This window comes from Comamonas sp. (assembly GCF_036643215.1).
Lineage (GTDB): Bacteria > Pseudomonadota > Gammaproteobacteria > Burkholderiales > Burkholderiaceae_C > Comamonas.
This window is the reverse complement of the sequence record NZ_JAVXSJ010000001.1, coordinates 374948-389015: the sequence shown is the minus strand read 5'-3', so window position 1 is coordinate 389015 and position 14068 is coordinate 374948. Positions and strand designations below refer to the sequence as shown.

14 protein-coding genes are annotated in these 14068 nt (G+C 58.5%); 6 read left to right on the top strand and 8 right to left on the bottom strand.

Annotated elements, in window-relative coordinates; genetic code table 11:
• The 4 genes from RSF91_RS01825 to RSF91_RS01810 form a co-directional block, all read right to left on the bottom strand.
• Positions 1-433 (bottom strand): SpoVR family protein (locus RSF91_RS01825; protein WP_332566800.1); only part of this gene is annotated, 433 nt, incomplete at its 3' end.
• On the bottom strand, positions 430-1698 hold the full coding sequence (locus RSF91_RS01820; RefSeq protein WP_332566799.1) for a YeaH/YhbH family protein: 1269 nt from the start codon (positions 1696-1698) through the stop codon (positions 430-432). The genes RSF91_RS01825 and RSF91_RS01820, both read right to left, overlap by 4 nt.
• Positions 1699-1783: 85 nt before the next feature.
• Positions 1784-3706, bottom strand: coding sequence for a PrkA family serine protein kinase (locus tag RSF91_RS01815; RefSeq protein WP_099736614.1), 1923 nt, complete (start codon positions 3704-3706; stop codon positions 1784-1786).
• A gap of 473 nt (positions 3707-4179) precedes the next feature.
• A complete protein-coding gene (locus RSF91_RS01810) occupies positions 4180-5079 on the bottom strand; it encodes an EamA family transporter (protein ID WP_332566798.1) in 900 nt (299 codons plus the stop codon).
• An 88-nt stretch (positions 5080-5167) separates the two neighbouring features.
• Between RSF91_RS01810 and RSF91_RS01805 the strand changes: the two genes are divergently transcribed.
• Together RSF91_RS01805 and RSF91_RS01800 are read left to right on the top strand one after the other, a co-directional pair.
• Positions 5168-5635, top strand: coding sequence for an Lrp/AsnC family transcriptional regulator (locus RSF91_RS01805; protein WP_332566797.1), 468 nt, complete (start codon positions 5168-5170; stop codon positions 5633-5635).
• Between the two features lie 157 nt (positions 5636-5792).
• Positions 5793-6095, top strand: a complete 303-nt coding sequence (locus RSF91_RS01800; protein ID WP_332566796.1) for a hypothetical protein — start codon at positions 5793-5795, stop codon at positions 6093-6095.
• Between the two features lie 32 nt (positions 6096-6127).
• On the opposite strand, the gene RSF91_RS01795 is transcribed toward RSF91_RS01800, so the two are convergent.
• Positions 6128-6775: a LysE/ArgO family amino acid transporter gene (locus RSF91_RS01795; protein WP_332566795.1), complete on the bottom strand. Its 648-nt coding sequence runs from the start codon at positions 6773-6775 to the stop codon at positions 6128-6130.
• Between the two features lie 69 nt (positions 6776-6844).
• Between RSF91_RS01795 and RSF91_RS01790 the strand changes: the two genes are divergently transcribed.
• The gene (locus RSF91_RS01790) at positions 6845-7765 is read left to right on the top strand and encodes an HTH-type transcriptional regulator ArgP (protein WP_332566794.1); all 921 of its coding nucleotides are present in this window, start codon (positions 6845-6847) and stop codon (positions 7763-7765) included.
• 46 nt (positions 7766-7811) lie between these two features.
• Here the strand turns inward: RSF91_RS01790 and RSF91_RS01785 are convergent, their stop codons facing one another.
• Complete coding sequence (locus RSF91_RS01785; protein ID WP_332566793.1) at positions 7812-8306, bottom strand: DUF2721 domain-containing protein; 495 nt, start codon at positions 8304-8306, stop codon at positions 7812-7814.
• A gap of 246 nt (positions 8307-8552) precedes the next feature.
• Here RSF91_RS01785 and RSF91_RS01780 point away from each other — a divergent pair, with 246 nt between their 5' ends.
• On the top strand, positions 8553-8696 hold the full coding sequence (locus RSF91_RS01780; RefSeq protein WP_199173703.1) for a DUF3149 domain-containing protein: 144 nt from the start codon (positions 8553-8555) through the stop codon (positions 8694-8696).
• Between the two features lie 106 nt (positions 8697-8802).
• Here the strand turns inward: RSF91_RS01780 and RSF91_RS01775 are convergent, their stop codons facing one another.
• Positions 8803-9036 (bottom strand): SlyX family protein, encoded by a 234-nt coding sequence (locus RSF91_RS01775; protein ID WP_099736610.1) that lies wholly within the window; start codon positions 9034-9036, stop codon positions 8803-8805.
• Positions 9033-10229 carry an aminotransferase-like domain-containing protein gene (locus RSF91_RS01770; RefSeq protein WP_332566792.1) on the bottom strand — a complete coding sequence of 399 codons (1197 nt, stop codon included), beginning with the start codon at positions 10227-10229 and terminating at the stop codon, positions 9033-9035. The genes RSF91_RS01775 and RSF91_RS01770 overlap by 4 nt, the downstream gene beginning before the upstream one ends.
• A gap of 299 nt (positions 10230-10528) precedes the next feature.
• Between RSF91_RS01770 and RSF91_RS01765 the strand changes: the two genes are divergently transcribed.
• Positions 10529-12067 (top strand): collagen-like triple helix repeat-containing protein, encoded by a 1539-nt coding sequence (locus tag RSF91_RS01765; RefSeq protein ID WP_332566791.1) that lies wholly within the window; start codon positions 10529-10531, stop codon positions 12065-12067.
• Positions 12068-12330: 263 nt separating this feature from the next.
• A complete protein-coding gene (locus RSF91_RS01760) occupies positions 12331-14022 on the top strand; it encodes a ShlB/FhaC/HecB family hemolysin secretion/activation protein (protein WP_332566790.1) in 1692 nt (563 codons plus the stop codon).
• Positions 14023-14068: the final 46 nt, after the last annotated feature.

Genomic DNA, 14068 nt, shown 5'->3' with positions numbered 1-14068 from the left:
CCGTGCTGTTTTCCTCCATCAGATAGCTGATGCAGGGGTTGGCGTTGATGACGATTTCGTAAGCCAGCCCCATATTGCCGCGGCGATAGCGGCGCTCTGTGGCCAGAAACTCCTTGCCATAGCTCCAGTGTCGGTAGTTGACGGGCATCCCCACGCTGGCATAGGCATCCATCATCTGCTCGGCTGTGATGATCTCCAGCTGGTTGGGATACGTGTCCAGCCCATAGCGCTCAGCCGCTGCCGCAATGGCTGCGTGGTATTGCTCAATCAGCTCAAACGTCCAGTCGCTGGGGTCAGGCAGCGGGCTGGCCGGGCGCTTCGCGGCCATCAACGGAGCCTGCGGCACATCGCGTGGCCGCTCGCCCTGAGTGGCCTGATTCCAGGCTTTTCTGCTGGCGCTGGGGTCCAGCGCCGGGTAGAGAGTGAGGTTCATACCGATACCCCATCCTTCTTGAAAAGATCACGAAACACTGGGTAGATCTCGCTGGCTTCAGAAACCTTGCGCATGGCGAAATGCGGAAACAGCGGCAGCAGGCGGCTGTATTCTTCCCACAAACTTTGCTCATCCCGCACCACTTGCAGGTACGCAAAGTAGCGCACCTGCGGCAAAATTTTGTCGGCCAGAATGGTGCGGCAGTTGCCGCCGTCATCGCTAAAGTTGTCACCATCGCTGGCCTGCGCCACGTAGATGTTCCAGTCATTGACCGGGTAGCGAGCCTTGATGATCTGGTCGAGCAACACCAGCGCGCTGCTGACCACGGTGCCGCCGCTTTCGGTGGAGTGAAAGAACTCTTCTTCACTCACCTCCGCCGCCTTGGTGTGGTGACGGATAAAGACGATTTCAATCTTCTCGTAATGCCGCGTGAGAAACAGGTACAGCAGAATGAAAAAGCGTTTTGACAGCTCTTTGCGCTCCTGATCCATGGAGCCAGACACATCCATCACGCAGAACATCACGGCCTGACTGTTAGGCACCGGCACCTTGGTCCGGTTGCGAAAGCGCAGATCAAGCTGCTCCAGAAACGGCACTTTCCCCACCCGCTCACGCAAAGCATCAATGCGCTGCTGCAACTCGGCCACGGCCTCGCTGGTGCCATCGTCCTGCTCAAGCAGGGCTTCCAGTTCGTCCTCCAGCGCCTTCATTTCACGGTGCGGGGCCTTGGTCAAAGCAATGCGCCGCCCCAGCGCACCGCGCATGGTGCGCACCAAGGCCAGATTGCTGGGCGTACCGTCATGGCTGTAGCCAGCGCGGCGCGACTTGTATTGAAGGGTGTTGCCGATGTGGTTACGCAACAGGCGCGGCAGGGCCAGGTCTTCAAAAAAGAGCTCCATGAACTCTTCCTTGGTCAAGGTGAAGGTGAAATCGTCCTGCCCCTCACCGCTATCGCTGGCCTGCGAGCCAGAGCCGCCCTCGCCGCTAGGCGGCCGCGCAATGCGGTCGCCGCGCACATGCTCACGGTTGCCAGGCAGCACCACATCACGAACACCGCCCTGACCGTGGTGAAAAACAGGCTCCTTGATATCCTTTTTAGGGATGGTGATGTTTTCCGCCTGATCGATATGGCGGATGTCACGCGAGGACACGGCTTTACGCACCGCCTCCGCGATCTGTTCCTTGAAACGCCGCACAAAACGCTCGCGGTTGCCCACTGATTTGTTCTTGCCTGCGAGCCTGCGGTCGATGATATGCAGTGCCATCTGTGCTCCCATCTTCAGGGGCTGAACTCAACCCTTTTGCCGATGGCCGTGGTGCAACAAGTGTCCACGGCCGCCGGCACCTTTGTCAGCTGCTCTTGCGCACGCGCAGGTACCACTCGCACAGCAGGCGCACCTGCTTGGGCGTGTAGCCCTTGGCTTCCATGCGGGTGACAAAGTCTTCGTGCTTGCGCGCATCTTCAGCGCTGGCCTTGGCATTGAAGCTGATGACGGGCAGCAGCTCCTCGGTGTTGGAGAACATTTTTTTCTCGATCACCACGCGCAGCTTTTCGTAGCTGGTCCAGCTCGGGTTCTTGCCCTGATTGTTGGCACGCGCCCGCAGCACGAAGTTGACGATCTCGTTGCGGAAGTCCTTGGGGTTGGCAATGCCAGCGGGCTTTTCCACCTTCTCCAGTTCCGCATTGAGCGCACTGCGATCAAACACCTCACCGGTGTCCGTGTCACGGTATTCGCTGTCCTGAATCCAGTAATCAGCGTAAGTGACGTAGCGATCAAAAATATTCTGGCCGTACTCGCTGTAGCTCTCCAGATACGCGGTCTGGATTTCTTTGCCAATAAATTCGGCATAGCGCTGAGACAGAAACTCCTTGATGAAGCCTATGTATTTGGTCTCCAGCTCGGCAGAGAACTGCTCGCGCTCAATCTGCCGCTCCAGCACATACATCAGGTGCACGGGGTTGGCCGCGACTTCGGTGCTGTCGTAGTTGAAGACCTTGGCCAGAATCTTGAAGGCAAAGCGCGTGGAGATGCCTTCCATGCCCTCATCCACCCCGGCGTAATCGCGGTATTCCTGATAACTCTTGGCTCGCGGGTCGGTGTCCTTCAAGCTGTCGCCGTCATAAACCTGCATCTTGCTGAAAATGCTGGAGTTCTCAGGTTCCTTCAGTCGCGTGAGCACGGAGAACTGCGCCATCATCTTGAGCGTGCCGGGCGCGCAGATCGCATTGGCCAGCGACGACTCACGAATCAGCTTTTCGTAGATCCTGACCTCTTCGCTCACGCGCAGGCAATAAGGCACCTTGACGATGTAGATACGGTCAAGAAACGCCTCGTTGTTCTTGTTGTTGCGAAAGGCCTTCCATTCGCTTTCATTGCTGTGCGCCAGAACCACGCCATCAAACGGAATTGCGCCAAAGCCTTCGGTTCCTTTGTAATTGCCTTCCTGCGTGGCCGTCAGCAAGGGGTGCAGCACCTTGATGGGTGCCTTGAACATTTCCACAAACTCCAGCAAGCCTTGGTTAGCCAGGCACAGGCCGCCTGAGTAGCTGTAGGCGTCGGTATCGTCCTGCGAGAAATTTTCGAGCTTGCGAATATCGACCTTGCCCACAAGGCTTGAGATATCCTGATTGTTCTCATCGCCTGGCTCGGTTTTGGCAATGCCGATCTGCTTGAGGATGCTGGGGTAGCGCTTGACGACGCGGAACTGGCGAATATCGCCGCCAAACTCTTCGAGTCGCTTGACTGCCCAGGGTGAGAGCACATGCTGCAGGCTGCGCCGGGGTATGCCGAATTCTTCTTCCAGCACCGGCCCGTCTTCCACCATGTCGAACAGGCCCAGTGGAGACTCGTTCACAGGCGATCCCTTGAGCGCGAAAAACGGTCCTTTTTGCATCAGGTATTTGAGGCGCTCGGCAATCGAGCTTTTACCGCCGCCGACCGGGCCCAGCAGATAGAGAATTTGCTTGCGCTCTTCCAGACCTTGCGCGGCGTGGCGGAAGAAGCTGACCACCTGCTCGATGGCGTCTTCCATACCGTAGAACTCTGAGAAAGCGGGGTAGCGGCGGATGACCTTGTTGGCAAACAGGCGGGACAGCAATGGGTCGTTGCGGGTGTCTACCATCTCGGGCTCGCCGATGACCATCAACATGCGTTGCGCAGCGCTTGCATAAGCCATCGGATCACGCTGGCAAAGAGCCAGATACTCATCCAGAGACATTTCTTCTTCACGCATGCGGACATAGCGTGCTGCGGAATTGCTGATGACATCCATATGACCTCCCGTGGCGACACCAGGGCTCGAATTAGTGCCGCTAAGTTGCAAGGCATTCGTTACCGTGTGATCTCGTTGTAGCACCTCGCTACGGTTTTGAACAGGCCAAGAATCCTACAAATACGCAGTCCCCACGACAGCAAATACCGCAAAGCGGATAGCGCAAAAATCGCTCAAGAAATGCGTCTGTATTGCGTACAAAAACGTCTGTTGGCTGCCGCCTTTTTGCACCCTATCTGCGCGTCAGAATTCACAAATTTGATGCGTCAAAAGACATATAAAAGCAAGCTTCTCAAGTCGCTTTTAACGCCCAGAAAAAACGCTGCCAAGGCAGCGTTTTGAATCATTGCAGCTACTGAAAAATGAGCTTTCAGCGCAAGTGATGAGGGTTTTTCACTATAAAAATTTATGCAAAGCCTTGGTTAGCAAGCGCTTGCAGCATCTCTTTTCATAGCGCGCTCATTCAGTTTCATTCAATTTGAAGTAATAGCAGCGACGTCAGGCTCAGGCGTTTTTCTGGCCGGGCGAGTCATCGCGCTACCCATGGCAGCAGCCATGATGCAGCCGATGGCAGACCACTGCGTGAGCGTCAAATTTTCGCTAAGCAGCAGCATGCCCATGAAGGCGGCAATGGCAGGCTCAGTCGCAAGTGCAATGCCAAAAGTCGCTGGAGGCAAGCGGCGCAAGGCCAGCATCTCCAGCGTATATGGCAAGGCGCTTGAGATGGCAGCCACCATCAACCCAAAAAGCAAGATGGATGGCGTGAGCAACTTGGCACCAGCTTCTGCCACACCAAACGGCACCACCACCAATGCTGCGCACAGCAGGCCCAGCGACACGGCCTGCCCACTGGGAATGCTGCCCAGACGACGGCCCAGCACAATGTAAAGCGCCCAGCACACCGCTGCCCCCAAAGCGCAGGCGATACCCACGGCAGACAGATTCAGCCCAGCGGTATTGCCTCCAAGAGGAAGAATCAATGCCAAGCCCACAATCGCCAGCGCCAGCCAGACAAAATCAACCGCCCGGCGCGAGTAGTAAATGGCGACGGCCAGCGGGCCGGAGAACTCTATGGCCACCGCTATGCCAAACGGAATATCGCGCAGCGCCATGTAGAACAGAAGATTCATGCAGCCCAGCGCCACGCCAAAAGCCAGCAAAGACTTGGCTTGCTGGCGGTTCAGCGGCCAACGCCAAGGTCGCCAGATGCACACCAGTATCAGCGCCGCAAAACCTACGCGCAGCGCCGATGTGCCCTGCGCGCCAATGACAGGAAACAGCTGCTTTGCCAGCGACGTACCCAAGCCTAGCGCGGTGACCGAGCCCAACACGGCCAACACGGGCCACCAATGATTCCAGCTGTTTTTTGACATAGGTGCGTACGATATTGCATAACCCTCGCGAAATTCGCTCGTTTTGCCACTGCAATTTGCAAGTTTCACTCTCATCTCGACCAACGCCATGCCCGCTGCCGACCTCGACTCTTTTGACCGCGCCATTCTGACCCTGCTGCAGCAAGACAATCTGATGCCCCAGCGCATGATTGCCGAGCACATCAGCCTGTCGGCGCCCGCCGTGCAGCGACGCATCAAGCGCCTGCAGGAGACGGGTGTGATTGCCGCCAACGTTGCCGTTCTGGAACCCGTCAAGACGGGCCGCACGCTGACGGCCATCATCACCGTGCAACTGGTCAACGACAGACCCGATCTGTCTCGCGACTTCAGGGCGCGTATTGCCCGCGAAGCGGCTGTGCAGCAATGCTTTTATGTGACGGGCGAGACCGACTACATCCTCGTCGTTACCGCAACCGATATGGATGACTATCAAGCCATCTGCAAGCGGCTGTTTGAGGGCGACGAAAACATTCGTCGCTTCAGCACCTCGATTGCGCTGGAGCGCATCAAAACGGGATTACAGCTGCCGATATGAGTAGCAACGGCTGATTGAGCAGGTTTGATGCAAAACAGTGCTAAGCAACAGCAGCCGCCTAAGCACTGGCACTCAATGAAACAAAATGCAACAATCATCATCAACAGACTCGCTACCTGCGAGCTGCCCCCTGAGAGCCCATGCCCAAGGAGACACGATGAACACCCCTACCGCGACATCGCCTGAAATGGCGACTCTGGTTGCAGACCGCACGCTGGACAAATACGCCAAGGATTACTTTCCTCGGCGCGAGCAGGTGACGATTTCGTTTCGCGGGGATATTGCTGAAAAGCACAGCTACGACAAGATTCGCCCCCTGTCTGAAGCCCAGCGCCACGACAAGAACATTGTGGTGATTGAGGGACTGAGCCAGAAAAAAGGTACGACTGCGCTGTACCGCATCGAGTGCAACAGCTGGAACCTGATCGAAGCTGTGGGTCTGTGGGAACAGCCGGCCTGAAAATTGAGCTGCAGGGCCTTTAAGCGGCGCTGTCAGACTTCCATCGCCATAGCGCTGCCGGCCACCCACCACGCCAGGCTCAGCATCATCAAAGCCGTCAGCCCATCCATGATGCGCCAGGCCTTGGGGCGCTCAAACAAATGCTTCATGCGGCGGCCCGCAAAGGCCAGCAGCACAAACCAGCTCAAGCTGGCGCAGGCCGCGCCCAGCACGTAGGACCATCGGTCCACGCCTTCCTGGCGTGCGCCGATGGAGCCGGCGAGCAGCACCGTATCAAGGTAGACATGCGGGTTGAGCAAGGTCAACGCAACCAGCACGGCCAGCACATTCCTCAGGCTGCGCGACTCGGCCTTGCCTGACGGGCTTTGCAAATTCACATCCGGCGCGGCATACATGCGCCACAGCGCAAACAAGCCATACAGCAGCAAAAACGCAGCCCCGCCCAGTGTGAGGTAACGCGATAGCTCAGGGTAGCTTTGCAGCATTTGAGACATGCCCGCTACCCCCAGCACAACCAGCAGAACATCGCTGGTCACACACCATGCCACGCAGGCGCGCACATGCTCGCCCTGCACTGCCTGGCGCAGCACATAGAGATTCTGAACCCCGATGGAGATGATGAGCGAGGCCAGCACGGTGAACCCGGCCAGCCATGAAGAGGAGAAATTGGCAGCAAGCATGGCGCGAATTATCTGTAGCACTACTGATTAAGTAAAATTACATTTCTTCAGCCATATTAAGAATATCTAATGCTTGATTACGCCGGATTGGAAGCCTTGTCAGCCGTGGTGCGCGAAGGCAGCTTTGAGCGGGCTGCGCACAAGCTGCACATCTCGCCATCGGCTGTTTCTCAGCGCATCAAACTGCTGGAAGAGCGCGTGGGCCAAGCTCTTGTACTGCGCGGCCAGCCCTGCACGGGCACCGAAGCGGGACGACGCCTATGCCTGCATGTGGAGCAGGTGGCTTTGCTTGAAAACGAGTTGCGCCGCAAAAACCCGGCACTGATTCCGGAGGGGCAGGCATCTCTGCCCTCCATCAAGCTGGCGGTGAATGCCGATTCGCTCTCCACCTGGTTCATGGCTGCCATGGCTGCCTTCACGCAGAACGGCAATGAACTGCTGGACATCAGCATTGATGATCAGGACCACACGGCCAAGCGCCTCAAGGAAGGCGAAGTCATGGCCGCCGTGACGGCGACGGCCGCACCCATCACTGGCTGCAACACCTGGCCGCTGGGCAGCATGCGCTATATCGCGGTAGCCAGCCCCGGTTTTGTGCGTGAGCACCTGCAAGGCAGCATCACCCCGCAAGAGATCGCCCGCTCACCCATCATGTGCTACGACCGCAAAGACAGCCTGCAAGACCAGTGGCTGCAGAGTGTGGGCGTTGATGGGCGGCGCAACAGTGCGCGCCACTTTCTGCCATCCAACCAAGGCTATACGCGCGCCTGCCAGCTGGGCATGGGCTGGGGCATACACCCCGCTGCACTCATTGAGGCACAGCTGGCCGATGGCAGTCTGGTCGAGCTGCTGCCCGGCAACGACCTCTACATTCCCATGTACTGGTGCCATACCCGCAGCGCCCAGAACAGTCTGCAGCGGCTGACGGACTGCGTGATTCAGGCGGCTGCGACTTACCTGGAGCCTGTGAAGAACTCTCTAAAACAATAGCAGACTGCGCTTTCCTGATAATCGCTACAGGCCCTTTGTGCACAAATCAGGACTTCAGATCGCCAGTCACCTTCCGGGCCGCAGCCTTGGCCTGACTGAGCATGTGAAAGTCCAGAATACGGGTGGCCATGATGGTCTCCCACAAAAAACAGCACAGCGCCAGCACAAAGGCCAGCACGCCCAGCAAGAAGCTGAGCACGGCGTAGCTTTGGCCGCTGAAGCCATAAGCCTGACCCACAAACAGCAACACAATGGTCAACCCAATGCACATGCCGCACAGGGTCAGCAGCGCGATAGACACATTGGCCAGACGGCCGCGCTCGCGCAGGTAGTGCAGCTCGGTCAGGCTGCGGGCAATCAGCTCATGATCGGTGGCGGTGCGCAAGCTCTCTTCCAGCTTGCGCGCGCGGTCAATGATGCGGGCCAGCCGCCCTGCAACAGAGCCGATCATGCCGGCCACGGCGGTCAAAAAGAATACCGGTGCCACAGCAAGCTGAATGCTGTGGGTAACGGTCTGGGCGTCGATGGACCAGATGCTCATGGCGTCCTCAAAATCAGGGCATGAATAAAAGCTTGATGACGCTATTTTCCACGCTAAAAGTCAGCATTGCTTTGACTTTCGCCGCAATAAATTACACGATCCGCCTATCACTTCCAAGCGCCTGAAGCGCCTTCTTTGACCTGGCACAGATCGCTGGTGCCGCCACTTTGACCCAGCACAAAGCCGCCAGCACGCATAGCCGCCATAGTCCCTACAACGTTTAACGCATCCATTCAGGAGGGCCGCATGAAGCTGATGATCGACCTGTTTTCCACCGACTATGGACTGATGAGCCTTGCCGTGATTGTGCTGATCCTCGTCATGGCGGTTTTCTTCATCCGGCTCTTTATGGGCAAGATGAAAACCATTGCTGCCGAAGCCCTTGAATAATCAAATTTCATAGCTTACAACGCAATATTTGCCTGATATTACGGGCGAAAAGGCATAAAAAAGGCCAGATCATTGATCTGGCCTTTTTGCTTAAAGCTCTCGCTACTCAATAGTGCGGGGGCAACTCATCGCGCAGGTTGTGCGAGGGGCCTGCGCCGCCTTCTGGTGCCTGACGCTTGAGCTCGCGCACCTCGTTGATCAGCGCATCAATCTGCTGCTGCTGACGATAAATCGTCATATTGAGCTGCTCCAGCAAATCTTCGGAGTAGCTGGCCTTGATCTCCAGCTCCATGATTCGCTCTTGCATCGCTGCTTGCATGGCTTCGTTGACGTCGCTCATGCCTTCAGTGCCTTGGCAAGGCGGGCAACGCCTTCAAGAATTTTGTCTTCGTCTGCAGTGGCAAACGAGAGGCGGAAAGTGGCGTTATCGGCGTTCTGCGCAAAGAAGGGAGCGCCCGGCACAAAGGCCACGCCTTCGGCAATGGCCTTCTTGGCCAGCACGCCGGCATCGGCCAGCTGGCCGCGCGCACCTGTCAGTCGCACCCACATGAACAACCCACCTTCGGGCTGGACAAACGAGACGGCATCACCCAGTTGCTCGCGCAGCGCATCGCCCATGGCCTTGGCACGCTTGGCATAGACCTCGCGCACATGGGCCAGAGTCTTGGGCATGACACCACTCTTGAGGTATTGAGCCGCCGTGGCCTGCGCAAAGGTGCTGGTGTGGGCGTCGCTGAACTGCTTGCACATGACGGCGCGGGCCAGCAGTTCTGGATGGGCAATCAGCCAGCCAATGCGCAGACCGGGGCTGAGCACCTTGGAAAGCGAGCCGCAATGGGCCAGCCATTCACGGCTGCCGGGCACTTCGCGGCTCAGCGCCATCAGGCTGGCGGGAGGCGCTTTGTCAAAGTACAGATCGCCATAGGGGTCGTCTTCCACCAACAGGGTCTGGTACTTGACGGCCAGCTCCAGCACCTTTTTGCGGCGCTCAAGGCTGAGCATGGCACCGCTGGGGTTGCCAAAGGTAGGGATCAAATAGACCAGCTTGGGCTTGTGCTCGGCAATCAGCGCTTCCAGCTCGTCGGTCTTGACGCCATGCTCGTCCACAGGGGCAGAGATCACTTCTGCGCCATAGAGGCGAAAACACTGAATCGTGGCCAGAAAGGTCGGGCCTTCAACGATGACCTTGTCACCCTCATCCAGCATGGTCTTGCCCAGCAAGTCCAGCGCCTGCTGGCTGCCGGTGGTGACGATGAGCTGCTCAGGGGCCACATCTGCCACACCCTTGCTGGTCATGAATGCGGACAACTGCTCGCGCAGCGGCTGGTAGCCCTCAGTCGCACCGTATTGCAACGCAGCGCCCGCCTCTTCCTGCAGCGCCTTGGCCGAAGCGGCGCTGATGCCCGCCACATCAAACATGGCGCTATCCGGAAAACCACCCGCAAAACTGATGATGCCGGGCTTGCCCAGCAGCTTGAACAGTTCACGGATCGCAGAGGTTTCTACGTTATCGAGTCGTTTGGCAAATTGCATACGGTTTTTTGGTTAAAGCGCTGAAGAAATAACGTCGCTGCTTGAGCGGAAAGCAGCCATTGTGGCGCGGCAAACGCGTCAGAGGGGAGAAGTGGCTTTTTGTAGGAGGTATTCCTAGTGCTTAGTAATCAACCTCCTACCAATATTTAATTGTTGATAGCAATTGTTAATTATGTGCAACTTCGCGTCTCAAACTTTGAATTGGACAGCGCTCAACCCCGCAATGAACATACGTCCACGGATCCACAGACTGCAGAGTCAGCGGATTTTTAAAAAGTTTGTTTTGGGATGGAGGATTTATGCGCACTACCACTTTCACCAGCAAGACCCTGTATGCCTCGATCACAGGCAAGGCACCGGCCGCGTTGCGCAGTCTGTGCGCGGTAACACTGCTCGCCAGCCTCGCGGCCTGCGGCTCAAGCGGCTCGTTGCGCAGTGACCTTGGCCCTAATGGCTCCGGCGGCGGCGACATTGTTGCAGGCGGCGGCACCAATGGTGGCGCGGGTGGAGGAACCGGTGGAGCCGGTGTTGGCGGCGGCTCCGGCGGTGGTGAAGTCATCGCGGGAGGTGGAGGTGATGGTAGTGGCGGCAATGGAAACACAGGTAATCCGCCAGTAGCAAACACGCCTCTCACCCCAGTTCGCGGCACCGTGGCAGATGCGACCGAAACACTATCAGGCGTAACTGGCGTGATCGGTGATGCCAACGCTGTTGTCACCTCTGTTCTTGGCTCTGCAACCACTGGAACACCTCTGAGCGGCATTGCTCAGCCTGCCAGTGGCATCCTCGGCAACGTCAACAACGCAGTCAACAGCGTGAACGGCGGCGTCAGCGCAGGTCTTGGCCAGATCGGCAACACTGCCAATCCCATCGGAACCACTTTGCGGGGCGTAGCACCGGCGGTCGGTTTTCTGGGTGCAGCGGTCAGCTCCACCGGCAAAACCGTCAGTGCACTCGATAAGCCTCAACTCGGGTTGGTCGGTGATGTCGCAGGTCTGGCAGGCGGCGCCGTACAGGTTCTGGGTGTCACCGTCTCCGGCGTCGAGGGACCGGTGGCCCACCTGACCAACAGCCAGCTGGTCTCGGGCCTGACCTCTCAAGTCAGCCAGGTCGCTACACCGGTGCTGAGCACTCTTCTTGGAACCACGCAGAATCTGGTTCAGACCACCGGTCTCGCCCAGCCTGTGAGCAGCTTGCTCGGCACCGTGGGCGGTGTTGTCAACCATGCAGGGGCTAGCGTCGCAGGTTCAGGCGTTCCCGTGGTGATGCCTCTGGGCGGCGTTGTTTCCGGTGTCGGCCAGACCGTGGCAGGCCTGGGTGGCGTCGTGGCAGGCACTCCAAATGGCGCCGCAGGAAACGGCGGTCTGCTGGGCGGTGTGCTCGGTAATGTCACGGGCTCCGCCGGCGGATCGGGCAACCTTGTCGGCGGCGTCCTGGGCACCGTCACTGGCGGGGTTGGCGGAGTCACAGGAGGTGTGAGTGGTGGCGCGAATGGCGGCGCTGGAGGCTCGATCGCTGGCGCTGGCAACCTGGTTGGCGGTGTGCTGGGCACAGTCACCAGCGTCGTTGGCGGTGCCACTGGAGGAATCACTGGTAATGCCAACGGTAGCGCTGGTGGTTCCGTCGCTGGTGCCGGCAACTTGGTCAGCGGCGTAGTGGGTGGAGCCACGGGTCTGGTCGGTGGTGTCCTTGGCGGCGTCACGAATGCGGCTGGCGGTGCAAGCGCAGGTGCAGCAGGCGGAGCCGCTGCGACGGGATCTGGTGGCCTGCTGGGCGGTCTGCTCGGTGGCAATCTGGCCATTGGCTTGGGCGGTGGCGCTGTCGCCAGCAGCAAGTAAAAAACCGATGGTGGCGCCAGAGCTTCACCACTTCGCCGCCTGAATCAAGCCCGCCTTTCGGCGGGCTTTTTAACGACAACCCCATACCCATTTTTAGGTATGTAGGGAACAATAAACACCATCAAAACGGCCAGCACGCCCCTTGAGATGAGGCACGAAGCCGCGGGCAGTACAGAAGTACGACAAGGCCAAGCAGCAACGCATCAAAGGCAGTGCTGACGGATCCAGAAAAAGAACAGGAGGGACTTTTGCACTCAAGAACAGTGAAGCATCGCCATCTCGGCCGCTTAATTCCGGCCTTCGCCCTTGTCGCATGGGCGCCTCTGACCTCGGCACAGCTGAGCGGCAACCCGCTCAACAGCCTGCCCCAGACCCCAGAATCCGCAAAGCATCTGCAGGCGGCACCCAAGCCGGTACAAGTACAGCTTGAAAAGCCTCAGCCCAGCCCGCAGGACATCACCAGCGTTCAGGTCGCAGTACGCGGAGTGAATGTTCAGGGCAGCACCGCCATCCCGTTTGAAGAGGTCAGCGCGCTGTTCACGCCCTTCATCAACGGCACACATACGGTGGGCGAACTGAACACGGCCACCCAGAAGGTCAGCGAGCTGTACCAGCGCCACGGCTATGCGCTGTCCTTCGCCTACCTGCCACCGCAAGACTTCGCCAACGGCGCAGTGCAGGTGATGGTGGTGGAAGGCTTTGTGCAAAGCCTGAATCTGGAAGGCAACTTTGGCCGCTCCGAAGAGTTGATCCGTGAACTCGCTCAGCCCCTGCTCAATGAGCGGCCACTGACGACCAAGACCTTTCAGCACCAGACCCAGCTGATGGCGCGCCTGCCCGGGGTGCAGATTACGGCCTCGGCAAGCCTGCCCTCCACCACAGATGGGGCCGTGCCTCTGGTCATCAAGTCCAAGCACAAACCCATAGCCGTCACCATCGGCGGCGAGGCGCGCAAGCCTACCCCACGCCTTATCGCATCGGTCACCCTCAATGATCCTTTGTGGGCGGGCAGCCAGCTTCAGGCTTCGGCCATGCTGCAAAACCCCGACAAAGAGCGGTTTGGCTCCATTGGCTTTACCCAGCAATTAACGCCCGAAGGTACCCAGGCACGCGTCAGCTATTCCGACTACCGCAGCTTCAACCCGCCGGCCACACGAATTCCGGGCATTGATGATCTGACACAGCAACGCAAGCTCGACTTCAATATCAGCCACCCCTGGATATTGAGCAACACCACACAGCTGAGCACCACCGCAGGTCTGTATGCCATCAACTACAGCCGCGAGCTGGCGGACAGCCAGGCATCGCTGCTGCGGGAGGAAAAGGTTCGCACGCTCTATGCGCAAATGGCCTGGGCATCTTTTGGCAAGAACACGGCACGTTCAGCCTCCGTGCTGCTGGCCCACGGGCTTGATAGTCTGGGGGCCTACAAAAACACAGACCTGCTCACAGGTGGGCAGCTTTACAACTACGCCAACCCCGCCAAACTGGACTTCACCCGTGTGAGCGCCGACTATGCCCAGCGTCACCGCTTCGCGAACAAGATGGGCGCAGCCTTTGCCGTGGGCGGTCAGTACAGCAGAGACATTCTGCCCACGCCTGAAAAAATCTCCTTTGGCTCCACCCGCTTTGGGCGCGGCTATCAGGCCGGTGAGTTCTCGGGCGACTCGGGCCTGGGTGCCAGCGCCGAGCTGAACTACCAGTTCCCTATCAACCAGCCCTGGATCAAATCGGCCGAGCCATACCTGCTTTATGAATGGGCACGCACGCACCAGCAAATCAGTGGCGTCAGCGGCAACACGCTGCGTTCGGCCAGCCTGGGGCTGCGGATATCCGACAACCGTTACTACGCACTGGATGTGGCCATGAGCAAGCCGCAGGGCGACAGCTCCATTAACAACCCCAGCCGCAAGCTGCGCTACAGCCTGGTGCTGAGCTACAACCTCGACCCGTAAGCCGCTCTACAAGAGGCATTCGAGCCAAGCCGCTGCACGCCGCAGC

What these genes read in the sequence shown, in the direction of transcription:
- RSF91_RS01820 (WP_332566799.1), bottom strand. Translation starts at nt 1,698, where the DNA reads ATGGCACTGCATATCATCGACCGCAGGCTCGCAGGCAAGAACAAATCA.
- RSF91_RS01815 (WP_099736614.1), bottom strand. Translation starts at nt 3,706, where the DNA reads ATGGATGTCATCAGCAATTCCGCAGCACGCTATGTCCGCATGCGTGAA.
- RSF91_RS01810 (WP_332566798.1), bottom strand. Translation starts at nt 5,079, where the DNA reads ATGTCAAAAAACAGCTGGAATCATTGGTGGCCCGTGTTGGCCGTGTTG.
- RSF91_RS01805 (WP_332566797.1), top strand. Translation starts at nt 5,168, where the DNA reads ATGCCCGCTGCCGACCTCGACTCTTTTGACCGCGCCATTCTGACCCTG.
- RSF91_RS01800 (WP_332566796.1), top strand. Translation starts at nt 5,793, where the DNA reads ATGAACACCCCTACCGCGACATCGCCTGAAATGGCGACTCTGGTTGCA.
- RSF91_RS01795 (WP_332566795.1), bottom strand. Translation starts at nt 6,775, where the DNA reads ATGCTTGCTGCCAATTTCTCCTCTTCATGGCTGGCCGGGTTCACCGTG.
- RSF91_RS01790 (WP_332566794.1), top strand. Translation starts at nt 6,845, where the DNA reads ATGCTTGATTACGCCGGATTGGAAGCCTTGTCAGCCGTGGTGCGCGAA.
- RSF91_RS01785 (WP_332566793.1), bottom strand. Translation starts at nt 8,306, where the DNA reads ATGAGCATCTGGTCCATCGACGCCCAGACCGTTACCCACAGCATTCAG.
- RSF91_RS01780 (WP_199173703.1), top strand. Translation starts at nt 8,553, where the DNA reads ATGAAGCTGATGATCGACCTGTTTTCCACCGACTATGGACTGATGAGC.
- RSF91_RS01775 (WP_099736610.1), bottom strand. Translation starts at nt 9,036, where the DNA reads ATGAGCGACGTCAACGAAGCCATGCAAGCAGCGATGCAAGAGCGAATC.
- RSF91_RS01770 (WP_332566792.1), bottom strand. Translation starts at nt 10,229, where the DNA reads ATGCAATTTGCCAAACGACTCGATAACGTAGAAACCTCTGCGATCCGT.
- RSF91_RS01765 (WP_332566791.1), top strand. Translation starts at nt 10,529, where the DNA reads ATGCGCACTACCACTTTCACCAGCAAGACCCTGTATGCCTCGATCACA.